We start from the raw sequence: 23010 nt of genomic DNA, 5'->3' as shown, positions 1-23010 counted from the left end.
GGCCATTAATTTACTGTTTGATATATAAGGACAAACCATGAAGGACGTCACGTATGTCAGGATCCATAAATCTCAAGAATGCCTTTCTCCGTTAGGAGACATTGGCTTTCGTCCGCTGTTCGGCGGCTACAGTCTGGCAGTCGAAGGCATTATCTTTGCTATGGTTTCCGAGGGGGAACTTTATCTTCGTGCCTGCGAGCAATGTGCTGACTATTTCAGCCAAAAATCTGCTCCGACGCTGATGTTTTATAAAAGAGGGTTACCGATTGAACTTAACTACTATCGCGTTGATGAAGAACTTTGGAGCAATCATGACAAGCTTATCCAGCTTTCTTTTCAGTCTCTGAGCAGTGCGAGGCGGGAAAATGTACAGCGTAAGTTCAATTCTCACAGATTGAAGGATCTGCCTAACCTCTCGATGAACATAGAAGTTATGCTGCGGGAAGTGGGTATTGGCGATTTTAATACTCTGCGCGTGTTTGGTGCCAAGCGGTCATGGCTCAGGCTGCGCAAGATTAAGAAACCGGTGGGGATTAAAGTGCTGCTGGCGCTGGCCGGCGCGATCCAGGGCGTGCATGAGGCGGTACTGCCGCTGGCCGTTCGTGAAGAGTTGACGGAATGGTGGCGCCGCTATGAGCAGCGCCAGCAACGTTATTCCGAGCAGTGAGTGATTTGCTGCTGAAGACGAGATATCTCAGGTAGCAGAGCAATCAGTAGCCCAATTTGCTGCAACACCAGCGGTTCTTTGGTTTCCGGGCGGGCCTCAAGCTGCGCGATGCGGGCAGAAAGCTGCTGCAAAGCGCTCTGAACGCGCAGTTCGTCGACCGGCAGATGATGCAGTGCGTCGTCAACATAGCAAACGGCGTCATCAAGCAGCAGCAGCGTTTCACCGTGGTTCAGTTTTTCGCGGTGCGCCCCCAGCGCGGAAATATAGCTGTTAAAAGAATGGTTAAGGCACAGCAGCCGGAAAGCCGCTTCACGCATCTCCGGCGAAACTCGCGGTTCAGATGACATATTCGAGACAACCGAAGCGAGTTCCGCATCTTTATTGTGTGCATCCCGCCGCGCAATGCGGTATTCGACACGGTTATCTCGTCCCTGATGGTATTGCTCAAGAATGGCATCCAGATAGCGGCAATTGGCGTTGAAAGCGCGCTCCACCACCAGCGGCAGCCTGCGGAACCGCCAGTCCGGCCAGACAAAACTCACCGCCGCCCAGGCAATTGCGCAGCCGAGCAGCGTATCGATAACACGCGGCAGCGCCACCTCAAAACCTTCGCCCAGCAGGTTAAAGCACAGCAGTACCAGCAGGGTGATAAACATCGTGGCGTGGGCATATTGCACATTGCGAAAAGCAAAGAACAGCACGCCGGTTATCACTATCAGCAGCAGCTGACCTTCAAGAGAAGGAACCAGCCAAAGCAGCGGCAGGCCGACGGCAACCCCAATTAACGTTCCGATTATTCGCAACGCCAGCCGCCGCCGGGTAGCGCTGTAGTTAGGCTGGCAAACAAACAGGCTGGTGAGCAGGATCCAGTAGCCGTGCTGAAGGCCGGTTATCTGAATAAACGCGTAGCCCACGCACAGAACCAGCGACATACGCACCGCATGGCGGAACAGGGCGGATTCCGGCGTCAGATTACGAGCCAGGCGCTGCCAGATGTCACCGAAGCCGGTCAGCCGGTCGTCTGCAAGGCGGTTATCCGGGTCATTCTGCGGCTCGGCTATTGCCTGTTCGGACTCGATATTGGCCAGTTGAGCATCTATTGCCCGCAGGTTATTAATCAGGAAACCCAGCGCTTTAATTTCGGAGGCGGACGCATGCCCCGCCCGAATTCGATCAAGCGCCGAGTCGAGGTGATTAAAAGCGCGCTCAAAGCGCGGATCGTGCTGATAGGGCACGCGCAGCAGAATAGAGCGAGAAAGCTGCTGGCAGGCCTGAGATTGCATGGTTAGCAGCCGCTGGAAGCGAAACATTACATCGCTGTAGCGGAATTTATCGCGCAGAGCCTGGTATTGAATATGCGAGGAGCTGGCGCGCTCATGAATATCCTGGGCAACAAAATAATAATGCAGCGTTCTGCGTGTTCCTCTTTGCCCGCGATCGCCCCGCAGGCGCGTGAGTAGCGAACCTTTGGTCTGGTTCAGCGTGGTCACCAGCTGGCTGTTGGCCATTGCCAGTTCCAGCATGGGGGCCTGGCTTTCTTCTTCTATATCCGGGTCAAACAGCGTGGCTTTAATTTCAAGGTAGCTGGCAAGATTTTCGTAGCATCGGGCGAGGTTATCCTGCAGCGGGCGGATGGGGAAAATTAAATGCCCTGCCAGCGTCAGCAGGTTATACCAGACAGCGCCTGCCAGCAGGAACAGCGGCTGTTGATACCAGTGCTCATACAAAGAAATTCCGAGCATGGTATAGATAGCTATCAGCAGGGCGCCAAAGGCAATCGTGGCGTAGCGCTGGCCCAGACCGCCGAGCAAAATAAAGCCGCTGGTTGAAATGGTGAGCCCCAGGGCAAACAGCCATGGCCACGGGAACAGCAGTTCCACGGAGGCGGAGGCAATAAAAAAACTCACCAGAGTAATCAGTAAATTGCGCAGCCGTCCGCTCAGGCGATCGTCCAGATCCGTCAGCGCCGCGGCGACTACGCCCAGCGTCAGCGGGATGGTCAGTTTGACTTCCCCCAGCCACCACGGCAGCGCCACGGTGCCGGTAAGCGCAATAAAAATGCGTAAGTTATAGAGCCAGGCGCTGTTCCAGGTATAGCGACGGACAAGAGGGCTAAGGGTCAGCACAAGCGCTCCTTATTGGAAACGACGGCGGGCGTTAGCCTCGCGAGCGGCTTGTGCGGTTTCAACGGAGACCACTCGGCGGCCAACCGGCCACAGGGCGATGGCGGCAATCTTGAAGTTCGCTATCCCCACCGGAATACCGATAATAGTGATGCACTGCGTAACGCCAGCCATGATATGCATAAGGCATAACCACCAGCCGAAGAAGATAAACCACAGAACGTTCAGCAGCGTACCGCCGGTATTCATCAACGCATTTTTTGACTGTGGGTTCAGATCGTCAACGTGAATAGCCTCGTTGCCGTACGGTAAGAAGGAGAGTTTGGTAATTTCCCAGCAGGAGCGGGTCAGCGGCAGGGTAAAAATCAGCACGATGCTAACCAGCGTAGCAAATAGCCAGGACAGGGTAGTGAAGAAACCACCTAAGACAAAGTTAAGGACATTTAATACAGTACGCATAATCACGCTTCCCTGGCAGAAAGTAACAGAATTGATAACCACAACAATTGTAACGCGTTTTTACTCTGGAGCGTCATTCCATCGGCAGTTAAACTTAAGCTACAACCATCTCCAGGATTGGGCAATGTAATGGAACTCAAAGCAACCTCTCTCGGCAAACACCTGGCGCAGCATCCGTATAATCGGGTCAAACTGCTGTCTGCTGGCGTTGAGGTCAAAGGCGACCGACATGAATATCTTATCCCATTCAACCAGTTGATAGCGATCAACTGCAAGCGTGGCCTGGTGTGGGGAGAACTGGAGTTCGTGCTCCCGGATGACAAAGTCGTTCGCCTGCACGGAACAGAGTGGGCGGAGACGCAAAAATTTTTCCATCATCTCAATACGCTGTGGCTTAGCTGGAGCGAAGAGATGAGCGAAGTCGCCGCTGGGGTGCTTACCGCCCAGCGGGAAGAAATTGCCCGGCGAACTCGCCAGGAAAAATGGTTCAAACGCAGCGACATGCTCGAGTTACAGCAAAATCTGCGGGGAGCGATAGCGGCTCTGCCTTTGCCGCAAAGCCGCCTGACTGAATTTGAAAACTGCCGCGAAGCCTGGGCAATATGCAAGGCCTGGCTTGAGCAGGGCGAAGAGCGGCGTCACCAGCGCAATGCCGCCTATACCGAGCGCATGCTGGAAAAATATGCCTCATTCTTCGAACAGGTGGAAAGCTCGGCATTGAACCCATCTCAGGCAAGAGCGGTAGTCAACGGTGAAGATGCGTTGCTGGTTTTGGCGGGAGCAGGGAGCGGTAAAACCTCTGTGCTGGTGGCTCGTGCGGGCTGGCTATTGCAGCGCGGCGAAGCCACGGAAGATCAAATTTTGCTGCTGGCGTTTGGCCGCCAGGCCGCTCAGGAAATGGATGAACGCATCTCCAGCCGCCTGAATACCGAGGCCATCTCAGCCAGGACGTTCCATTCCCTGGCGCTGCATATTATTCAGCAGGGCAGCAAAAAAGCGCCGCGAGTTAGCGAACTGGAAAGTGATACCGCCGCTCGCCACCAGTTGCTGATTGAGAGCTGGCGGCAGCAGTGCCGCGAGAAAAAAGCAATGGCAAAGGGCTGGCGTCAGTGGCTGAGTGAAGAGCTGGAATGGGATGTCCCCGAAGGCGAATACTGGCTGGACGCGCGCCTGGCAAAACGGCTTGCGGGTCGCCTGGATCGCTGGCTTGGCCTGATGCGCATGCACGGCGGGTCGCAGGCAGAAATGATTGCCAGCGCACCCGAAGAGGTGCGGGAGCTGTTTACTAAACGCGTCAAGCTGATGGCTCCGCTGCTGAAAAGCTGGAAGAGCGCGCTCAAGGCAGAGGAAGCTGTTGATTTCTCCGGGCTGATTCATCAGGCGATAAATGTGCTCGAGAAGGGGCGGTTTATCAGCCCGTGGAAGCATATTCTGGTGGATGAATTTCAGGATATCTCCCCGCAGCGAGCGGCGTTGTTAGCCGCTCTGCGTCGTCAAAATTCCCACACCTCGCTCTATGCCGTGGGCGACGACTGGCAGGCGATTTATCGCTTTAGCGGCGCGGAAATGGCGCTGACTACCGCCTTCAGCCACCATTTTGGCGAGGGTGACAGCTGCGCGCTGGATACGACGTATCGTTTCAATGACCGCATCGGGGAAATTGCCAACGGCTTTGTACAGCAAAACCCGCATCAGCTACGCAAGCCGCTGAACAGCCTCTCAAAAGGGGATAAAAAAGCCGTGATGCTGCTGGCGGACGACAGGCTTGAGGATTTGTTAGACAAGCTCAGCGGTTACGCCCTCCCGGAGCAGCGCATTCTGGTACTGGCGCGCTATCACCATCTGCGCCCGGCTAGCCTGGAGAAAGCCGCTACCCGCTGGCCGAAACTGAATATCGATTTTATGACTATTCACGCCAGTAAAGGCCAGCAGGCGGATTATGTGATTATTCTGGGCCTGCAGGACGGGAAAGATGGTTTCCCGGCTCCGGCTCGCGAGTCAATCATGGAGCAGGCGCTTCTGCCGCAGCCGGAGGACTTCCCGGACGCCGAGGAGCGCCGTTTGCTTTATGTCGCGCTGACTCGTGCCCGGCACCGGGTTTGGCTGATGTTCAACAAACAGGAACCTTCTTCGTTTGTTGAGATACTGAAGCACCTTGGCGTGCCGTCTGCCAGTCGGCCCTGATTATTTCAGGCGCTCGCTGAGATAGCGCTGGTAGTCAGGGATAAGAATATCAACGCTTTCGTTAAAGCCCGGCGACTGGATAATAAAATCAGCCGTGGAGAGGTTAGTGGCGACCGGAATGTTCCACACCGTCGCCAGGCGCAGCAGCGCTTTAACATCCGGGTCGTGCGGCACGGCGTTAAGCGGGTCCCAGAAGAAAATCAGGACGTCAATTTTACCTTCTGAAATCAGGGCGCCTACCTGCTGGTCGCCGCCCATTGGGCCGCTAAGCATCGCATGGACGTCAAGACCGGTGGCCCTCTGAATAAGATTACCCGTGGTTCCGGTTGCGTACAGCGTATGCCTTGCGAGCGTTGCTTTGTGGCGCTGTACCCACTTCAGGAGCGCATCTTTACAGTGGTCGTGAGCCACCAGCGCGATATGTTTCTTTACCCCGAGGGTGCGGGTTGTTAATTCCATTGTTTTTTCCTGGGCTGTTTTTTAACTGCAGACAGCTTACTGGAAGCGCCCGGCGCTGCAAGAGAAGGGGATAAAAAAGCATGATGCTTTGTGAGCGGCGTCCTACGGCGCAGGGCTTTCTCTCGCCCAGCGTAAGAATTTTGCGCGCGTGGATTTGTCCGCCTGGTTAAACCAATATTTCAGGCGCTGTTCGGTAAGGGTTTCTGACGGTACGCGATCCAGCCCGTTTGCTGCCAGATCCTGCGTTTTATTCTCCATCGCAAGATCGGCAAAAGCCGGTATTGAAGCCTTTTTCCCCGCTTTGTTGTAGCGCTGGGTTTCTTCTTCGTAATCCGTTCCGCGAGGATCGGGATGGATTTCAAGCTTATCCAGCCTGGCGGCGATAGGTTTTGAGAGGCCATCGACCAGCTTTATCTGGGGCATTGCCGCAAACCGTTCCCCCTCTTTGCGGGTATCAATATGCGGCAGCACTATGTTTACCTGGTCTATCTCTTTGCTATCAAAACTCAGCACCAGCGGCGGTGAAATCCAGGTATATCGACCGGGCGGGCCAGCGCTAAAGTTTTTTTCAACCCGCAGCACCAGCTGGTGCGGGCCATTATCTATTTCTATACTGTCAGCGCCTTTCAGCAGCGAGCTGGAAACCCTTTTACCGTCGAGTACCAGCAAATCTATCTCGCCTGACAGACGCAGAGTCGTTCCCCAGGCCAACGCTGGCATCATCAGAATCAACGCTACTAAAGATAAGCCGGCTCTCATTTCACTCTCCCTGGTTGAGCATGCTGGGCGGATGTTTCAAATCTTTACTCAAACTCCATCTATTAACATATAGACATATTTTCAGAAATTGCGCTCTTTGCTCGCGGCAGAAACATGGCCGGGGGGAGTGGATTGGCATACACTTCAGACAACATCCAACGGGGGCGCTATGAAACCAAACGAAATCGAAACAATCCTGAAAACGACCCGCACCATTGCGCTGGTGGGTGCCAGCGACAAGCCCGACCGCCCGAGCTATCGGGTGATGGACTATCTGTTAAAGCAAGGTTACGAAGTGATCCCAGTGTCGCCAAAAGTGGCCGGTAAAACATTACTGGGGCAGCAGGGCTACGCGACGCTCGCCGATATCCCGAAAAAAATCGATATGGTTGATGTTTTCCGTAATTCAGAAGCCGCGTGGGGCGTTGCTCAGGAAGCAATAGCTATCGGGGCTAAGACGCTGTGGATGCAGCTTGGCGTCATCAATGAACAGGCCGCGGTGCTGGCGCAGAATGCTGGATTAAACGTGGTGATGGACAAGTGTCCGGCAATTGAGATACCGAGGCTCGGGCTGGCTAAATAAGAAAAACCCCGCAAGAGCGGGGTTTTTTGTCAGTTACGCAGGCGCGGAGCCTGGAGCTGTTGGCGTATCGAGGCGGCCAGTTCGTCCATTGAAGGCTGCTCGGGGTGCTCGTCGTCGTCTTCAGAACTGAGCTGAGCTTCGGCGAGATAGGTATGAATCGCCTGGCCATCATCATCTTCCATCACAACGTGGTACCAGGGAGCGGCGCGAAGTGCGCTATTGTCGGCCAGCTCATCTTCCTGAGGCTCATCGAGCGAATACTCGGGGTCGATGTCGACCACCACGCCCAAATAGCCCAGCAAAGAATGGCGAACCTGCTGACCAATACCGTATTTGCTGGCAATCATAGTCACCTCCCGGGAACATTACTCTGCATACTAATATGCGGGCAACCTTCCGCTTTTCAAGCTACATGACTCGACAGGCAAACCCCTTCAGATACAGCCCTTCCGGGTAGGTTGCGATCACCGGGTGATCGGCGGCCTGACGGAACTGCTCTATAAATTGTACATCACGCCCGGCATCTACGGCGGCGTCGGCGATGATTTTCTGGAATAAATCCGTGGTCATCAGGCCGGAGCAGGAGAAGGTCATCAGGATGCCGCCCGGGTTGAGCAGCTGGATTGCCAGCATGTTGATGTCTTTATACCCACGGCAGGCGCCCGACAGCTGGTTTTTGTTCTCAACGAACTTTGGCGGATCCATCACGATGACGTCGAATTTCTCGCCCTGGTCACGGTATTTACGCAGCAGCTTGAATACGTCATCGCGCAGGAATTCGGCTTTGCTGAGGTCGAGCTTGTTCAGCTCAACGTTCTGCTTCGCAATATCCAGCGCGTCCTGAGAGGTGTCTACGCTTATCACCTGGCGGCAGTTGCCCATCAGGGCAGAAACGGCAAAACCACCGGTATAAGAGAAGCAGTTCAGCACGCGCTTGTCTTCTACGTAGCGGCGGGTAGCGAAGCGGCTATCGCGCTGGTCAAGATAGTAGCCGGTCTTGTGCCCGGCCTGAATATCAACCAGCAGCTTCATGCCGTGCTCTTCAATCGGCAGCAGGGCAGGAGGCAGCTCGCCGCTTACCGGACCCTGAGTTAGCTCCATCCCTTCTTTTTTGCGCACCGCAACGTCGGAGCGGTCATAAATAGAGCATTCCGGGTACAGGGTTTGCAGGGCTGCAACCAGCGCCGGGCGCTGATATTCGGCACCAGCCGACAGCAATTGCAGCACCAGGAAATTGCCAAAACGGTCGATAGTCACGCCCGGCAGGCCGTCGGACTCACCGGCAATCAGGCGGTAGCTGTCCAGACCGTCACGTTTAGCCAGCCAGTCACGCCACTGCTGCGCCTGCTGCAGGCGACGGGTGAAGAAGGCGATGTCGATGCTCTCATCCTGGTTAAAGGTCCAGACGCGGGCGCGAATTTGCGACTCGGGTGAAAACGCAGCGCGAGCCAGCCATTTCCCCTGGCTGTCTACTACATCAACCGTTTCGCCGAGATTGGCCTTGCCTTCAAGGCGCGCAACCGCACCGGAGAAAACCCATGGATGACGGCGCAATAACGATTTCTCGCGCCCTTTGGCTAACACTAAACGTACGCTCATAATTTTTTTGCTGCTTTGCTAAGAAATGGGCGCCATTTTCAGGTTTAGGGCGGGTAATTGCAATGGAATAACGCGAAAAGTGCTGCCGGGCTGCAACAGAATATCCTGTAATTATAATTGAATATATATGCTTAATTTCGGTATTTATATTTATTATGATATTTTTAATTGGTTGATGAGCATGGCATTTTGTTTTTATAAATGTGGGTATAAATGTTCTGCGTATTATTCGAACCCTTCATTTCTCAAGGAGAGACACCATGTCTATTTTTTGTGCGCGTCGCCTGGCATTAACGGCGGGCTCGCTGCTGCTGACAAGCCTGCCTGTTTTGGCAGCACTGCCTCAGGCACCTGGTTATATTGACGACGCAGGCGCAACGGCAGCGGCGAAAACCCGCATTCTGCCCCCGATGTTTGAGCAGGCTCTGACCAGCACTAAATTCCTCGCGGACGCTAAAAACCCGCTAATTACGCTTGCTGAGAGCAGTGATTTTCATAAAACCAGCAACTATCAGCAAACCGTGGAGTATATGAACAAGCTTGCGGACGCTTCTGGCGGCCTCATCAGGTTGGAGTGGCTGCCGGAAAAAAGCGCGGAAGGCTATCAGATGATGCTGGCGGTAGCCTCGACTTCTCAGGATAAAAGCGCCGCAGGTCTAAGGGCCTCAGGAAAGCCAACGGTGCTGATTGAGGCGGAAATTCACCCCGGCGAAGCTAACGGCAAAGATGCTATGTTCATGCTGCTGCGGGATATGAGCACCGGCGACAAACCTCTGGCAGCGCTGCTCGACAAGGTCAATATTCTGTTTATTCCGACGGTGAATATTGATGGCGATATGCGCACCAGCGCGTACGGCAGAATTAACCAGAACGGCCCGGACATCACCGGCTGGCGGGTTAATGGCCAAAACCTTAACCTTAACCGTGATTTTACCAAACTCGACAGCGCCGAAATTCGCAATGTCGCCTGGGTTTTCAACCAGTATGACCTGAGTTTCTTCGCCGACACGCATTCTACAGACGGCGCTATGTACCCCTATGACAGTTCATACTGCAACAACGGCCAGGGCTGGTCACCCGCCGCTACGCGCTGGATGGACAGCGTGATGCAGCCTCATGTTTACCAGCAAGTTCAAAGCTACGGGCATCACATTCATGAATGCATCAGCCTGAACAGCAACCAGGATCCGACCCAGGGCTATTACCCGTATCGCACCGACCTTGCTCGTTTTTCTAACCAATATGGCGATATTCGTAGTGTGCCTTCTATCCTGATTGAGCAGCATGCGCTCCATCCCTACAAAACTCAGGTGTTGGGCAATTACGTCATGCTAAAGGCGATGTTTGAGTCCATCGGCGATAATGCAGATTCGCTGAAAAAAGCCATCGCAGCAGACAAGGAAAAAGCGCTGACCGACAAAGACGTCATCCTGACATGGAAACCTGGAGCGCCAACGCAGGTGCCGTTTATTGTGGGTGACTGGCACTACGAAGTCTCTCCGATAACCGGGCAAAAGACGATTAAATGGAGTAATAAACCGAAAACCATTACCGTGCCGGTGACCGCCAATGACGTACCGGATTTAACGCTTTCACGCCCGTCCGGGTACATCGTTCCTGCCCAATGGAGAACAGTGATAGAGCGGCTTCGGGCTCATGGCATTCAGATGAAAACTCTGGAGAAGGCCACGCCGGTTGAGGTGACTTTGTATCGCATGGATAACGTGAAACTTGCGGATGGCTTTGAGCCAGATCGTGCGGCAAAAGGGCAAATCCCGGGTTATGAAGGGCATTTGTTAGTCAGCGGTGAGCCTCAGCCTTTCAAGCGCCTGCAAACTTTCCCGGCAGGATCGGTAGTTATCTCTACCCATCAGCCGTTAGGCGTTCTGGCTATGGACCTGCTTGAGCCAGCCAGCCCTGACTCCTTCTGGGCCTGGGGGTTCTTTAACGCCACGCTGGTTTCTGCCGAAGAGCCGGAAGAGTATGTTATGGAGCCGATGGCCCGCAGGATGCTGGAGCAGGACCCGAAACTGAAAGCCGAATTCGAGCAAAAGCTGAAATTGGATAAGGCGTTTGCCGCCGACGGCAGCGCGCGGCTGGAGTGGTTTTATAAACATACGCCGTTTTACGATGCCAATGCCTGGGTCTATCCGGTGGGACGAGTCGAGGTAAAATAGCTCTCTGTCTCGCAAAACGGCCGTGCCGGTGGCGCGGCCGATCCCATTACGGATGAAAAAACCTCACGGGCTGTTAGACTTGAGTCAGGTTTACGTGCGGGAGTAAATGATGGCAAACGACTCACAAAAGCAGTGCATAAAGTGCTGGGTTCACGGAAGGGTTCAGGGCGTTGGGTTTCGCTACAGCACGCAGCGGGAAGGCGAGAAACTTGGCTTAACCGGCTACGCCTGCAACCTTGACGACGGCAGCGTCGAAGTGGTGGCCTGCGGTGAGGCGGAGCAGGTCGAAAAGCTGCTGGCCTGGCTGAAAGCGGGCGGGCCACGTAGCGCCAGGGTTGATAAAGTCCTCGTTGAGCCTCACCAACCCGAGCGTGAATGGGTTAACTTTGGCATCCGCTACTAGATGCACTTCACCGGTTTAGGTAATCCCGCGATTTTGGTGGCCTGCTTCGCCGGGCCCTTCGGGAACAGGCGATAGAGATAACGGCTGTTGCCTTTCTCTTCGCCAAATTTATTTGCCATCGCTTTCACCAACATGCGGATAGCCGGTGAGGTATTAAACTCCAGGTAAAATTCGCGCACAAAGCGCACCACTTCCCAGTGCTCCACCGCGAGGGTTATGCCTTCCCCGGCGGCAATGATTTCCGCCAGCGGTTCGCTCCACTCGTGGCTATTTTTCAGATAGCCGTCGGCATCTGTCTCTATTTCTCTACCTTCGAAGGTCAACATAATTATTCGCTGTGTCATTCAAACCGGCGGCAGTGTAGCAAAAATTCTCCGCCAGCTTAAGAAGCCGGGGAACGGGCAAAAAAAAAGAGAATGCACCAGGCATTCTCTTTTTGGGGATGACGGCATCAGTTAGTCACGGCTGGCAAAACCAAGAATGCTTAGCAGGCTAACGAAGATGTTGTAAAGAGATACATACAGGCTCACCGTGGCGCGAATATAGTTGGTTTCGCCGCCGCGGATGATGTTGCTGGTCTCAAACAGGATTGCGCCGGAAGAGATCAGGATAAACACCGCGCTGATTGCCAGATGCAGGGCAGGGAGCTGCAGGAAGATGTTTGCCACCATCCCGATAAGCACCACGACCACACCCGCCATCAGCATGCCGCCGAGGAAGGACATGTCTTTGCGGGTGGTCAGCACATACGCTGAACAGCTGAAGAACACCAGCGCGGTGCCGCCCAGCGCCATACCGATGACGTCGCCCATTCCGGCAGACAGGTAGGCGTTAAGCATCGGCCCCAGGATATAGCCTAGGAAGCCGGTAAAGGCGAACGCAGACAGAATGCCCACCGGTTTGTCAGCGGTTTTATAGGTCAGGAACATCAGGCCGTACATGCCGACCAGGGTCAGAATCAGCCCCGGAGAAGGCAGCATCAGCACGGTGCTGGCGGTTGCGGTTAACGCCGAGAAAGCCAGCGTCAAACTCAACAGGAAATAGGTATTACGAAGCACTTTGTGGGTGCTGAGCAGTGACGAACGGTCACGCGAGGAGGTAATAATGCGATCCATTCTTAAACTCTCTCTTATACAGGTGTTTTATGGTGATGAGCATAATGCCCGCCTTTATTACACAAAAGCCTTTTTACCCATCTTTACCTCGTGCAGTTTATCACATTGTATAAAATTACTTCCATAACTACCGCTTATAGGTGGCTGAAAAATATTGCTTTATTGAAAAAAGACGACTAAGAGTGTTAGCCGTACCGTCGTTAAATAACATCAATAAGGCGTAGGTCATGAAAACAAACAACAACACATTCACAAAATCATTGCTTGCTCTGGGTTTACTCAGCGCTTTTTCAGGCGCATGGGCGGCAGACGTTCCGCCGGGAACCGAGCTTGCAGCTAAACAGGAGCTGGTACGTAATAACGGCAGCGAACCGGCGTCGCTTGACCCGCACAAGGTCGAGAGTGACGTTGAGGGTAATATCATTGGCGATTTCTTTGACGGGCTGATCCGCGTCAAAAATGACGGGACTATCGAGCCTCACCTGGCCGATAAGTGGGAGAATCAGGATAACAAAGTCTGGACTTTCCACCTGCGCCCCGGCATCAAGTGGTCCAACGGCGAGCCGATTACCGCTCAGGACGTGGTCTGGAGCTGGAAACGCCTGGTTGATCCTAAAACGGGTTCGCCTTATGCAACCTATCCCGGCACGATGCAAATTGAAAACGCCAATGATATTGCCGAAGGCAAGAAACCGGTTGATAGCCTGGGCGTGAAGGCGCTGGATTCCAGCACCGTGCAGGTTACGCTGAACCAGCCGACGTCGGCCTTCCTGCTGATGTTGGGCCACACCTCGATGGTGCCGGTAAGCGAAGCCGCGGTAGAAAAATTTGGGGATAAATGGACCCAGCCCGCCAACTTCGTGAGCAGCGGCCCTTATAAGCTGTCGCAGTGGGTGGTAAACGAGAAAGTAGTCGGCGAGCGTAATAAGCAGTACTGGGACGACGCGCATACGGTTATCAATAAGGTGACTTATTTGCCTGTTACCTCCGGTACGGCGGATGTTAACCGCTATAAAGCGGGTGAAATCGACATCACTTATACCGTTCCGGAAACACTCTTTGCCTCGCTTAAAAAATCCATGCCGGACCAGGTCCGCGTTACGCCTTACCTGTCTACTTATTACTACGAATTCAATACCACAAAAGCGCCGTTCAACGACCCGCGTGTTCGCCTGGCGCTGAATATGGCGCTGGATAAAGACATCATAGCCGGGAAAGTATTAGGGCAGGGGCAGAAACCCGCGTGGCTGGTTAGCCAGCCTAAAATTGGCGGCGTAGAGCTTAAACCTGCGGATTACGGCAGCTGGAGCCATGACAAACGCGTGGCGGAAGCGAAAAAACTGCTGGAAGAGGCGGGCTTTAACGAGAAACATCCGCTGCAATTCAACTTGCTTTACAACACCTCTGAATCTCACCAGCGCATCGCCATTGCCGCCAGTTCGATGTGGAAGAAAAACGTTGGCGTTGAGGCTAAGCTGCAAAATCAGGAATGGAAAACCATGCTGGATACCAAACGTACCGGCAACTACGACCTGGTGCGCTACGGATGGATTGCCGACTACGATGACGCGGCCACTTACCTGAACAACTTCCGCACCGGCGACAGCCAGAACAGCTCTAAATACAGCAACCCTGCTTATGACGAGATTATTGCCAAAGCTTCTCAGGCCACTACCCTGGAAGAGCGCGCAAAATACTATCAGCAGGCAGAAGACATCCTGGCTAAAGACGTCCCGACTATCCCTATCTACCATTATGTGAAGGTTCAACTGGTGAAACCTTACGTCGGCGGCTATGCGCCAAGCACGTTGGGTAAATATCTGACCCAGGATCTCTACATTAAAAAGCACTGATGCTGGCTCTGCCCCCCGCCCGGGGGCAGTTAGAGCGGTTCGAAAGTAATCATATTGCTGATGTTTCAGTCAAATAACACAAATGTGATGAAATTTCAGGCGATTGAACAAAAACGTGCTTTACATGAAGTATGGCTATGTTTATAGTTCGCCTCGTTGGAAGTGTGGCCGAGCGGTTGAAGGCACCGGTCTTGAAAACCGGCGACCCGAAAGGGTTCCAGAGTTCGAATCTCTGCGCTTCCGCCAACATTTACAAGGGGTTGCCGAAAGGCAGCCCCTTTTTGTTTTGGGCTATTGGTATAGTGTTGGTATATTCACCTGGTATATTCCTGCCTCCAGCCACCTCATTTCTCTTCTGTTTTGGTCAATACCGGTGCCGCCTGTGGGTGAAATTTTCACTTGGCGCTCATACTTCGTCACCTGACTTTCCGTTTTGTGTCCCCTGAATAACTGCTTATCTTTGCTGCTTCCCTCAAAATCAGAAATCGCTTCGCCTTGATTTGCTTCTTCTCTACCTTGCTGGATGAATATCCCGCTGTCGGAAAGCTTCACATAGCACTTTATTTTGACGAAAATAAATTAACCCCGTTTAAGTAGATAATAAAAAGTTATGCAAGCCTGGAAATGTCGTCAGTTTTTCACATGCCCAGTCACGTCCTGCTTCTTATTTTTGATAAAAATAAAAAATCGGACATTTCACGTGATTGATGGGGTTTTGCACAAATTTAATCACTAAGTTGCATTGATCGTTTTGTGTACACCCTTGTCCCGCAAGGCTTGAGCGATTTTTTATAGAAAATTCTTATAAATCAGAAAGATGATCGAGTTTTGTTAAAAGCATGAAGTGTAAAACATTGTTACATTTTTTTGTTTCCAATCAGACCGTGGACGTTTCTACACTCCCGCTATTGAGTCTTATCCGAAATTTTTTCATTTCGTATAAATACACAAAAATAAAGTGTCGATATGCTGGTGAATGGAATGCGCCTGCTTTTAATTCCGGGGTTTTATTCTCGTCGGATGATGTGAATCGGAAAGTTGTTCTGGCAAGGTAAATTTTTCTTATTAATTTCTCACTGGTATTCACCGTTTCTATAATTCCATAGAACAGGGACAGCCATGTCTAACTCTTCCTATCAGACCGAAATTCCCAGGGCGCGTATTAATCTAAAACTCGATCTGTATGCGGGTAGCCCGGGCTTCTTTCGCGTGAATCTGTATGCGATCCCGCACTTCCAGGTGGAAGGCATGGACGTCAACCTGCCATTGGTTTCTCTGAGGCCAAAAACCAAATCTTAAAGCGAGGGGAAATCAGGGATGAAAATTTATCGTCCGCTATGGAATGAAGGGGCGCTTCTGGCCCCTCAACAGTTTCAGCAGCAGTCTGAATGGGATGCACTTTCCCGGGCCGGTGTTGCCACTCGTGGCAGTGCCTTCCCCTGGGGCGTCGGTCTTGTAGAACTGGATGAGGCGATGCTGGCTTCCGGGCGGGTCCAGGCACAGTCCCTGCTGCTGTGGCTTCCGGATGACACGCTGGTTGACACCCGCAACAGTGACCTGCCGCCAGAGCCCCGTGAAGTGGATATTCCGGCCTCCGCGGGGAATGGGCCGGTCACGGTGTATGTCGCGCTGCCGGTCATGCAGGCTGGGATCGCCAACGTGCAGACCGACACACAATCGGCAGAGCGTCCGCTGCGCTATGTCGAGGCCTGGGAGACTATCACCGACCGGTTTGGCCAGGGTGAAGAGTCAATGGCGGTGGCCCGTTTTAATCTGGCCTTCCGCTTTGACTATGAGGACAACAGCGCCTGGGAAACTTGTGCGGTTGCCCGCCTCCTGCGGGACGGACAGGGGGGGTGGCGTCAGGATCCTAATTTTATCCCGCCGATGGCCCTGTTCTCGGCAAGCCGCGGACTGCGTGAGCGTCTTGCGCTGCTGAATCGCCAGCTGCGCTCCCGTCGCCAGCGTCTGATGTCCATGCGCCGTGAAAGTAATGACCGGATGGCGGATTTTGCCGTCGCTGACGTGTCGCTGTTCTGGCTGCTGAATGCCCTGAACTCCCATGCCCGGGTTCTCTCCGAGTTTGAACGTTTTCCGAACCGGCACCCTGAACCGGTCTGGGCAGAGCTGGCGCGTCTGGCCGGCAGTATGCTGACCTTCTCGCTGGAACACGATCTGGAAGCCATTCCGGGGTATGACCACCGGGCACCGGAGAAGACCTTCCCGCCGCTGTTTGATCTCATCAGTGAGCTGCTGGAAGCAAGCCTGCCGTCACGTGTGGTGGCAGTCAGAATGGATCGTCTGGATCCGGAGACCTGGAAAGCGGTACTGCATGATATTCGTCTGCGCGATGAAGCGGATTTCTACCTCTCCGTGCGGGCTAATCAGCCCGCGTGGCAGATTGCCGAAAGATTCGCAGAGATGTGTATTGCCGGTGCCCCGGCGAATGTCGGCGAAGTGTCCGGCGTGGCCGTCGAAGGGATTAGTCTCATTGCCCTGAGCCGTGTCCCGGCTGCACTGCCGGTGCGTCTGGAAAACCAGTATTTCGTGCTGGATATGGAAAGCCCGGCGGCCCGCGAAATGCTGGATCAGGGGGTGTGCGTATTCTACGTTCCATCCCTGCTTGGCGAACTGGAGCTTGAACTGTTTGCGGTGCTGCGCTCATGAATAAGGTTATTGATATTGATGCCCTTATGGCGCAGACCTGGCTTACCGTAGCGCAGCTGCGCCATGGCGGGCAGGTGACTGACGGCCCTGCGCTGTATGCGGCCTGCAAAGCGCAGGTAGAAAGCGTACGCGAGGCGCTGGAGCGCGCGGGGCTGGGGGCTGAAAGTATTGATCACATCACCTATGCCCAGTGCGCCCTGCTGGACGAAACCGTCATGAACCGTAAGCCGGAGGCGCAGCAAGCCGAAAATGCGCAAGCGGCTGTATCCGGCGACAGTGCACTCGATGCGCTGAATATGGCCCTTGATGCCGGGCAACGCGCCTGGCGTTCTGCGCCACTGCAGGCGGTCTACTTCGGATCTCTGAGAGCGGGTGGGGCTTTATACGATCGTATCGCGGAGGTGCTGCGTCAGCCCGCGCCGGAGCCTGTGGTGCTGACCTGCTATCAGCGGGTGCTGGCGCTGGGTTTTCAGGGGCAGTACAGCCTCTCCGGTGTCGGACAGTCACAGCGTGATGAGGTGATCGCCGCGCTGAATAAGCGTGTGCCGCCGCTGGAAACGGGCGCATCACTGGTCGTGCAGAAAACCGGGCGCCGTCGTTATAACCTGCTGCGGTCCGTCTGGTTCTGGATTGTGCTGGCGGTGATCCTGACCGGCGCGGTGTGGCTGGGTGGTCATCTGTGGTTACAGGATCTGCTGCACCAGCAACTGCCGGGGCACCTCTGATGTGTGGACGAATACTTGCCCGGGCTGCCCTGCCGGTATTGCTTTGTCTTGCCGCTGTGCTGTGGCTGGTCTGGGGATTTCTCGCATGGCCTGCCGCCGGCAAATCGGTCCTGACGCTGGTCGTTCTGCTTGTTTCCACTGTCCTTATCCGTCGCCATTACCGTCAAAAACGGCCTGTACTGCAGGTCGATGAAGCTGCTCACTTCCCACCTGAAAGCCATACCGGGCCGGTGGTGCTGGTCTGTGGGGATGTGGATGATGCCATGTTTGCGGCCGGTGCGAGTCGGGGCACGGCACAGGGCTGGTATCTCCGGATAGCGGAGCTGACCGGGCTCATGCCTTTTGCAGAGCGTCTGCTGGCGCACACACCGACGATGGCCGGGCAACTAGCCGTGATGTACCGCTGTCTGTCGGGCCAGCATGAGGATGAGGCGTTGTTGCGCGCCTCACTGAAAGCGCTGCGTCTGCAGATGAAGCAGTTGCGGGAACTGACCGGCTACAGTGTGCCGGTGATCCTGAAAGCCGAATTCAGAGGACCGGAAACGCCCTGGATAGTGGTGAGGGGCAATACGGCGCTGGTGTGTCCGGAGGAGGAACCAGCTATCACCCTCGGCGAATGGCAGCAGTCCCCGCAGACGACCTTTATTCAGCCTTACCTGACCCAGGCGACATTGCTGCTTCACTCCGTGATGCTGGATGAACTGGGCAAAGCGGACAGGCTGTGCCCACCCGTGCGGCCGTTTGCTGTCACCCTGCGTCTCGGGTCGGTATCCACGTCGGCCGCCGCGTTGTGGCCACAGTTATTGTTCCGTCAGACCCGGGTTGCCCCTGCCGGTCGTGTCACGCTCTATGAACCGCGCTGGCATTTTGCCGATGCGGTACTTCCTCTACTGGCCCCCTATACCACCCCGTTGCAGGGTGGGAAAACCGGGCGTCGGGTGGTGATGGTTCTGCTGTTATGCGCCCTTGGTGCCATTGCCTTGTCCGTCCGACATAACGAGTCGCTTATCCGCAGAGTCAGCGCCGACCTTCTGCGCTGGCAGGCTATTCCGATGAACCACTATGCCCCGAAAGCGAAAGCCCTGCACGCCCTGCAGCAGGATGCGTTGTTGCTGGAGCGCTGGCAGCGTCAGGGAGAACCATATCGCTACGGATTCGGACTGTATCCGGGCAACCGCCTGTGGCTGGCTGTGCAGCTGGCCATAGATACCTGGGTGCCGCCTCCGCCGCCGCCAGCGTTGAAACCGAAGCTGGGGCCGAAAATTGTCCGTCTCGACAGCATGTCACTATTCGATTCCGGCAAATCCGTGCTGAAAACAGGCTCCACCAAAATGCTGGTCAATTCGCTGGTCGGCATCAGGGCGAAGCCGGGCTGGCTGATTGTTGTCAGCGGGCACACTGACAACACCGGTAACCCGGAGCTCAATCAGATGCTGTCCCTGAAACGTGCTGAAGCGGTGCGTGACTGGATGCGTGATACCGGTGATGTGCCGGAAAGCTGTTTTGCGGTGCAGAGCTATGGTGCAAGCCGTCCGATCGCAACCAATGACACACCCGGAGGGCGTGCGCTCAACCGTCGTGTCGAAATCAGCCTTGTACCGGAGGCCAACGCCTGCCAGATACCGGGCCACAGCCCGGCGTAAGATGCTGGCGGGTAGACCCCTCTGTCCGCCATTTTTCTTTGCACAGCGCCTGTAGGGCGAACTTTGTGCAAAGCAATCTCACAATTTATGGCATTTACCCTATGGGCATCGGTTGACGGCTATGGGCGGTAGCGTGCCTGAACAAGAGAGAAGGAAATGGAACATCATTCAGCAGTCCTGTTACGACGGCTCAATCCATACTTCGCCCGTGCGATGGAAGGGGCAGCTTCCCTGTGTCAGACCCGCGCCCAGGCGCTCGGCTGGAATGATGAAGAAGGGATTGGGCTGGAATTTACATCAGCATAATACTTGTGCCTCATGAAATTATTGGGATAACGGAATGTTTCCGTATCTAATTTAAAGAAGGAAAAAATAATGAAGTTGATAAAGTTTATCCCGGCATTTATTGCTCTTACTTGTACGGTAAATGCGCATGCCGGTTTTTTCAGTTCCTCTGATGATTTCAAATGTGGTCGGGAAGATGCACTTAAATCCCTTTCTGATTATTTTCGTAGTGATGTTTCAGGGCTGCTTCAAAGTGATTACATTACAAAAAACAAATATAACTATGATAAGCCCGTTGCAGACTACCAGAATAAAATTAATAGCCTGGTGGTTAGCGTGAGCAATGTCTCAACATCTGGTAATGGCAGCTATGGACTGAATTGTAGTGCGACTATTTCAGTGAAAGTACCGCAGGAAACGCTGGATGTGGTAAGTAGTGACCCAAACTATTTGCATTCCATTACAGGGGACTATGGCAAACTCAATAATGGAAGCGTGGTCTGGAGCGATGTCAGTTACAGCGCTAAACTTGCAGACAACGGTAAAGATGTCATTTTTAGTCATTTTAACCGAACTGATTTGTCTGGTGCTCTGTTCAATATTAGTGTGTTGTCCGTTAATAAAAGCCAGATTATTAATGCTCTGGCCATGGGTAATCTGAGTTCTGCTAATGCTGAATATAAATATGCCGACCATAACCTTAATTCAGTATGGCGAGAGCTCCCGGACTCTTCGCGAAATGCGCTGAAAAAAGAACAGCTGGTGTGGGTAAATGAAAAAGTTGCTAAATGCGGCAAGTTGCCGGATGCAGAATCGAACAAGGTAGATATTAAACATCGCATCGAAATTTATCAGTGCCAGACGAAAATGACCAATGACCGAATTGCTTTCCTTAGTGGCGATAAGTAATTGACTGTCCGGGCATTCTGAAAAGGAGATAAAGGATGAGCAGTGATGTTATCAGTCTGGCACAGAAGAAAATCGATGAAGCTCTGGGGCTGTCCCGCTATCGCGTGGATGTGCATGAGTGTCCGCATTTTCTGGATGTTCTGCGTTTTCGTGCCAGTGAAACCCTGAGCCAGCCCTGGCGCTATGACGTTACTGTCACCTGTGCGGCGAATATTGCCGGCAGTGAGCTGATGCTGAAGCCTGCCTCCTTTACTCTTCAGACGCCCCTTTATAACGGCACACCGGCGGTGCCGGTGCGCACGGTCTATGGTGTAGTGGATGATTTTCGCCGTATTTCCGTGTCGGGAGATGAAAGAACCTACGCCCTGCGGCTCGTGCCGCGTATTGCCCTGATGCAGCACACCGAGCGCTGTGCGGTGTATCTGAAGCAGTCGGTGCCGGAAGTTGTGGAGCAAATCCTGCGTTCCCACGGCATGGAAGGGGCAGATTTTGAATTCCGTCTGTCGCAGACCTACCCGGTCCGCGAGCTTATCACTCAGTGGCGTGAGACGGACCTGGCGTTTGTCCAGCGTCTGCTGGCCGAGGTAGGCATCTTTTGGCGCTTTGAAATGGACGGCAACATCAAACAGGATGTGGTGATTTTTCAGGACAGCCAGATGCAGTATCAGTATGGCGTGAAGCTACCCATTATCCCGCCGTCACGCACCAGTGATAACGGTCAGGAGAGTGTCTGGGATATTCGTCCGACAGACCGCGTGGTGACCGGCGGCGTGGCCACACGGGACTATAACTACCGCGACGCGCTGACCCCACAGGATAGCTCCGTAACCGTCCGCCAGGAAGGTGGGGCGACCACCGGTGAGGTGTATCACTACGCCGAACCGTTCCTGAGCGAAGGGGATACGGAAACCCCGGAAGGCGGAGCCTGGTTTGCTCGCCTGCGTCATGAACGCTACCTCAACACCCAGCAGACGGTCACGGGACGTGCGAGCAGCCCGGTTCTGACCCCGGGAGAAGTCCTGGAGCCACAGGGCAATAGTCTGCCTGATTCGCTGGAAGACGGGATTGTTATCACCGGGGTTCACACCTCAGGTGCTCGTGACAAAGGCTTTCAGCTGCGCTTCACGGGGATTCCATACAGCGAAACAGTCTGCTTCCGTCCGGCGCTGCTGAACCGCCCGGTGATGGCTGGCTCCCTGCCTGCCCGGGTGGAAAGCGATGAGAAGCATGACACCTATGCTTACCTCGACAATCAGGGGCGCTACCGCGTCCGCCTCGATTTTGACCGCAACAGCACCGAACAGGGTTACGCCTACCTTTGGCTGCGCATGGCGAAACCGTATGCGGGGGATACCTACGGCTTCCACTCCCCGCTGCTTGATGGTACCGAAGTTTCGGTGATGTTCGACGGCGGTGATCCTGATCGTCCTTACATTTCCCACGCTCAGCACGATTCCGAACACCCGGACCACGTCACGCGTGACAATCACACGCGCAATATCTGGCGCACTGCCGGGGATAACAAATTCCGTCTGGAAGACAAGCGGCAGGAAGAGCATTTCAAGCTGGCGACGCCGTTTGGCAAGACTCAGCTCAACGGCGGCCACATCGTGGACAGTGAGCGTGAGCCACGCGGTACCGGGTTTGAACTGCGTACCGACGAGTTCGGCGCGCTGCGTGCCGGGCGCGGGATGTTCCTGACGGCAGATGCACAACCAGCGGCGCAGGGAAAAGTGCTGGACATGGCGCCCGCCATTGAGCGCCTGAAGCAGTCAGCTGCAGAAATGAAGCGCCTTAATCTTCTCGCACAGCAGGCTCAGGCACTCACCTGCGACCTGGAAAGCCAGAACAGCCTGCTGGAAAACCGCCTGAAAGATCTCCAGTCAGCGGCACTGTTGGGGAGTGCGCCGCAGGGCGTGGCGTTCACTTCGGGTGAGCACCTTCAGATGACGAGCAAGCAGAACACCATCCTGAGTGCGGGTCTGCATCTGGATATGGGCGCGATGAAGAACATCACGCTTGCCGCCAGTGAGTCTGTCGGGCTGTTTGCCCATCAGTCCGGGGCGAAGCTGATTGCCAGTCAGGGGGATGTTGAGGTTCGCGCAGAGGCGAGCTCAATGGATATGACATCAGAGTTGCTGTTTACCATCAGCAGTAACAAGGATGAGCTGCTCATCAGTGCGCCTAAACTGCGACTCAACGGCGGCGGCTCCAGTATCACACTGGACAACGGCGGCATTGTGGAAGAAACCCTGGGCGATTACCTGGTGAAATCCCCGCATTACCGCGCACCGATGGCCGGGGGCAGCATGGACATTACGCCGCCTCGGTTCAGCCAGACAAACGCCAGCGTGACGCCTCCCAAAACACGTAATATCCCTTCACGTTAAGGATGACCGG

The 23010-nt window shown here is 54.4% G+C and carries 20 protein-coding genes, 1 tRNA gene and 1 pseudogene; 13 read left to right on the top strand and 9 right to left on the bottom strand.

The window, feature by feature from the left end:
• Positions 1-37: 37 nt before the first annotated feature.
• A complete protein-coding gene (locus ACG1VR_RS15490) occupies positions 38-667 on the top strand; it encodes a TfoX/Sxy family DNA transformation protein (RefSeq protein WP_016535669.1) in 630 nt (209 codons plus the stop codon).
• On the opposite strand, the gene yccS is transcribed toward ACG1VR_RS15490, so the two are convergent.
• Together yccS and ACG1VR_RS15480 are read right to left on the bottom strand one after the other, a co-directional pair.
• On the bottom strand, positions 652-2793 hold the full coding sequence (yccS, locus tag ACG1VR_RS15485; RefSeq protein WP_016535670.1) for a YccS family putative transporter: 2142 nt from the start codon (positions 2791-2793) through the stop codon (positions 652-654). The two genes, ACG1VR_RS15490 and yccS, sit on opposite strands and share 16 nt — an antisense overlap.
• 9 nt (positions 2794-2802) lie before the next feature.
• The gene (locus tag ACG1VR_RS15480) at positions 2803-3249 is read right to left on the bottom strand and encodes a YccF domain-containing protein (RefSeq protein ID WP_016535671.1); all 447 of its coding nucleotides are present in this window, start codon (positions 3247-3249) and stop codon (positions 2803-2805) included.
• Between the two features lie 129 nt (positions 3250-3378).
• Between ACG1VR_RS15480 and helD the strand changes: the two genes are divergently transcribed.
• A complete protein-coding gene (gene helD, locus ACG1VR_RS15475; protein ID WP_172567917.1) occupies positions 3379-5433 on the top strand; it encodes a DNA helicase IV in 2055 nt (684 codons plus the stop codon).
• On the opposite strand, the gene mgsA is transcribed toward helD, so the two are convergent.
• Both mgsA and ACG1VR_RS15465 read right to left on the bottom strand, forming a co-directional pair.
• Positions 5434-5892, bottom strand: coding sequence for a methylglyoxal synthase (gene mgsA, locus ACG1VR_RS15470; RefSeq protein WP_016535673.1), 459 nt, complete (start codon positions 5890-5892; stop codon positions 5434-5436).
• A gap of 102 nt (positions 5893-5994) precedes the next feature.
• A complete protein-coding gene (locus tag ACG1VR_RS15465) occupies positions 5995-6651 on the bottom strand; it encodes a DUF2057 family protein (protein ID WP_016535674.1) in 657 nt (218 codons plus the stop codon).
• A gap of 169 nt (positions 6652-6820) precedes the next feature.
• Between ACG1VR_RS15465 and ACG1VR_RS15460 the strand changes: the two genes are divergently transcribed.
• On the top strand, positions 6821-7234 hold the full coding sequence (locus tag ACG1VR_RS15460) for a CoA-binding protein (RefSeq protein WP_016535676.1): 414 nt from the start codon (positions 6821-6823) through the stop codon (positions 7232-7234).
• A 29-nt stretch (positions 7235-7263) separates the two neighbouring features.
• On the opposite strand, the gene hspQ is transcribed toward ACG1VR_RS15460, so the two are convergent.
• Positions 7264-7581 carry a heat shock protein HspQ gene (gene hspQ / locus ACG1VR_RS15455; protein ID WP_016535677.1) on the bottom strand — a complete coding sequence of 106 codons (318 nt, stop codon included), beginning with the start codon at positions 7579-7581 and terminating at the stop codon, positions 7264-7266.
• Between the two features lie 61 nt (positions 7582-7642).
• On the bottom strand, positions 7643-8833 hold the full coding sequence (gene rlmI / locus ACG1VR_RS15450) for a 23S rRNA (cytosine(1962)-C(5))-methyltransferase RlmI (protein ID WP_016535678.1): 1191 nt from the start codon (positions 8831-8833) through the stop codon (positions 7643-7645).
• A gap of 260 nt (positions 8834-9093) precedes the next feature.
• On the opposite strand from rlmI, the gene ACG1VR_RS15445 reads away from it, so the two are divergent.
• Positions 9094-11010, top strand: a complete 1917-nt coding sequence (locus tag ACG1VR_RS15445; protein WP_395489255.1) for a M14 family metallopeptidase — start codon at positions 9094-9096, stop codon at positions 11008-11010.
• Between the two features lie 106 nt (positions 11011-11116).
• On the top strand, positions 11117-11413 hold the full coding sequence (gene yccX, locus ACG1VR_RS15440; RefSeq protein ID WP_395489254.1) for an acylphosphatase: 297 nt from the start codon (positions 11117-11119) through the stop codon (positions 11411-11413).
• Here the strand turns inward: yccX and tusE are convergent.
• Both tusE and yccA read right to left on the bottom strand, forming a co-directional pair.
• Positions 11410-11739 carry a sulfurtransferase TusE gene (tusE, locus tag ACG1VR_RS15435; RefSeq protein ID WP_279044869.1) on the bottom strand — a complete coding sequence of 110 codons (330 nt, stop codon included), beginning with the start codon at positions 11737-11739 and terminating at the stop codon, positions 11410-11412. The two genes, yccX and tusE, sit on opposite strands and share 4 nt — an antisense overlap.
• A gap of 129 nt (positions 11740-11868) precedes the next feature.
• Positions 11869-12528, bottom strand: a complete 660-nt coding sequence (gene yccA / locus ACG1VR_RS15430) for an FtsH protease modulator YccA (protein ID WP_016535682.1) — start codon at positions 12526-12528, stop codon at positions 11869-11871.
• Between the two features lie 227 nt (positions 12529-12755).
• Here yccA and ACG1VR_RS15425 point away from each other — a divergent pair, with 227 nt between their 5' ends.
• Both ACG1VR_RS15425 and ACG1VR_RS15420 read left to right on the top strand, forming a co-directional pair.
• Complete coding sequence (locus tag ACG1VR_RS15425) at positions 12756-14381, top strand: ABC transporter substrate-binding protein (protein WP_172567913.1); 1626 nt, start codon at positions 12756-12758, stop codon at positions 14379-14381.
• A gap of 158 nt (positions 14382-14539) precedes the next feature.
• Positions 14540-14627: transfer RNA gene (locus ACG1VR_RS15420), tRNA-Ser, on the top strand.
• 45 nt (positions 14628-14672) lie between these two features.
• On the opposite strand, the pseudogene ACG1VR_RS15415 reads toward ACG1VR_RS15420, so the two are convergent.
• Positions 14673-14879: pseudogene (locus ACG1VR_RS15415) on the bottom strand (hypothetical protein); the annotation flags it as partial.
• 621 nt (positions 14880-15500) lie between these two features.
• Between ACG1VR_RS15415 and ACG1VR_RS15410 the strand changes: the two are divergent.
• The 6 genes from ACG1VR_RS15410 to ACG1VR_RS15385 all read left to right on the top strand — a co-directional run bounded on the left by ACG1VR_RS15410 (position 15501) and on the right by ACG1VR_RS15385 (position 23000).
• Complete coding sequence (locus ACG1VR_RS15410; RefSeq protein WP_395489253.1) at positions 15501-15680, top strand: hypothetical protein; 180 nt, start codon at positions 15501-15503, stop codon at positions 15678-15680.
• An 18-nt stretch (positions 15681-15698) separates the two neighbouring features.
• Positions 15699-17048: a type VI secretion system baseplate subunit TssK gene (gene tssK / locus ACG1VR_RS15405; protein WP_395489252.1), complete on the top strand. Its 1350-nt coding sequence runs from the start codon at positions 15699-15701 to the stop codon at positions 17046-17048.
• Entirely contained in the window at positions 17045-17773 is a 729-nt protein-coding gene (gene tssL / locus ACG1VR_RS15400) for a type VI secretion system protein TssL, short form (protein ID WP_395489251.1), read from the top strand. The genes tssK and tssL overlap by 4 nt, the downstream gene beginning before the upstream one ends.
• Complete coding sequence (locus ACG1VR_RS15395) at positions 17773-19416, top strand: OmpA family protein (protein ID WP_395489250.1); 1644 nt, start codon at positions 17773-17775, stop codon at positions 19414-19416. The genes tssL and ACG1VR_RS15395 overlap by 1 nt, the downstream gene beginning before the upstream one ends.
• A 375-nt stretch (positions 19417-19791) precedes the next feature.
• On the top strand, positions 19792-20610 hold the full coding sequence (locus tag ACG1VR_RS15390; protein WP_395489249.1) for a lysozyme inhibitor LprI family protein: 819 nt from the start codon (positions 19792-19794) through the stop codon (positions 20608-20610).
• Between the two features lie 35 nt (positions 20611-20645).
• Positions 20646-23000: a type VI secretion system Vgr family protein gene (locus ACG1VR_RS15385; protein WP_395489248.1), complete on the top strand. Its 2355-nt coding sequence runs from the start codon at positions 20646-20648 to the stop codon at positions 22998-23000.
• The last annotated feature ends 10 nt before the right edge of the window (positions 23001-23010 follow it).

The organism is Cedecea davisae, assembly GCF_044095835.1.
GTDB lineage: Bacteria > Pseudomonadota > Gammaproteobacteria > Enterobacterales > Enterobacteriaceae > Cedecea > Cedecea davisae.
This window is presented reverse-complemented; position numbering and strand designations above follow the sequence as displayed.

Bases quoted from the DNA above. Each gene is read 5' to 3' on its own strand.
- ACG1VR_RS15490 (WP_016535669.1), top strand. From the start codon at position 38: ATGAAGGACGTCACGTATGTCAGGATCCATAAATCTCAAGAATGCCTT.
- ACG1VR_RS15480 (WP_016535671.1), bottom strand. From the start codon at position 3,249: ATGCGTACTGTATTAAATGTCCTTAACTTTGTCTTAGGTGGTTTCTTC.
- helD (WP_172567917.1), top strand. From the start codon at position 3,379: ATGGAACTCAAAGCAACCTCTCTCGGCAAACACCTGGCGCAGCATCCG.
- mgsA (WP_016535673.1), bottom strand. From the start codon at position 5,892: ATGGAATTAACAACCCGCACCCTCGGGGTAAAGAAACATATCGCGCTG.
- ACG1VR_RS15465 (WP_016535674.1), bottom strand. From the start codon at position 6,651: ATGAGAGCCGGCTTATCTTTAGTAGCGTTGATTCTGATGATGCCAGCG.
- ACG1VR_RS15460 (WP_016535676.1), top strand. From the start codon at position 6,821: ATGAAACCAAACGAAATCGAAACAATCCTGAAAACGACCCGCACCATT.
- hspQ (WP_016535677.1), bottom strand. From the start codon at position 7,581: ATGATTGCCAGCAAATACGGTATTGGTCAGCAGGTTCGCCATTCTTTG.
- rlmI (WP_016535678.1), bottom strand. From the start codon at position 8,833: ATGAGCGTACGTTTAGTGTTAGCCAAAGGGCGCGAGAAATCGTTATTG.
- ACG1VR_RS15445 (WP_395489255.1), top strand. From the start codon at position 9,094: ATGTCTATTTTTTGTGCGCGTCGCCTGGCATTAACGGCGGGCTCGCTG.
- yccX (WP_395489254.1), top strand. From the start codon at position 11,117: ATGATGGCAAACGACTCACAAAAGCAGTGCATAAAGTGCTGGGTTCAC.
- tusE (WP_279044869.1), bottom strand. From the start codon at position 11,739: ATGTTGACCTTCGAAGGTAGAGAAATAGAGACAGATGCCGACGGCTAT.
- yccA (WP_016535682.1), bottom strand. From the start codon at position 12,528: ATGGATCGCATTATTACCTCCTCGCGTGACCGTTCGTCACTGCTCAGC.
- ACG1VR_RS15425 (WP_172567913.1), top strand. From the start codon at position 12,756: ATGAAAACAAACAACAACACATTCACAAAATCATTGCTTGCTCTGGGT.
- ACG1VR_RS15410 (WP_395489253.1), top strand. From the start codon at position 15,501: ATGTCTAACTCTTCCTATCAGACCGAAATTCCCAGGGCGCGTATTAAT.
- tssK (WP_395489252.1), top strand. From the start codon at position 15,699: ATGAAAATTTATCGTCCGCTATGGAATGAAGGGGCGCTTCTGGCCCCT.
- tssL (WP_395489251.1), top strand. From the start codon at position 17,045: ATGAATAAGGTTATTGATATTGATGCCCTTATGGCGCAGACCTGGCTT.
- ACG1VR_RS15395 (WP_395489250.1), top strand. From the start codon at position 17,773: ATGTGTGGACGAATACTTGCCCGGGCTGCCCTGCCGGTATTGCTTTGT.
- ACG1VR_RS15390 (WP_395489249.1), top strand. From the start codon at position 19,792: ATGAAGTTGATAAAGTTTATCCCGGCATTTATTGCTCTTACTTGTACG.
- ACG1VR_RS15385 (WP_395489248.1), top strand. From the start codon at position 20,646: ATGAGCAGTGATGTTATCAGTCTGGCACAGAAGAAAATCGATGAAGCT.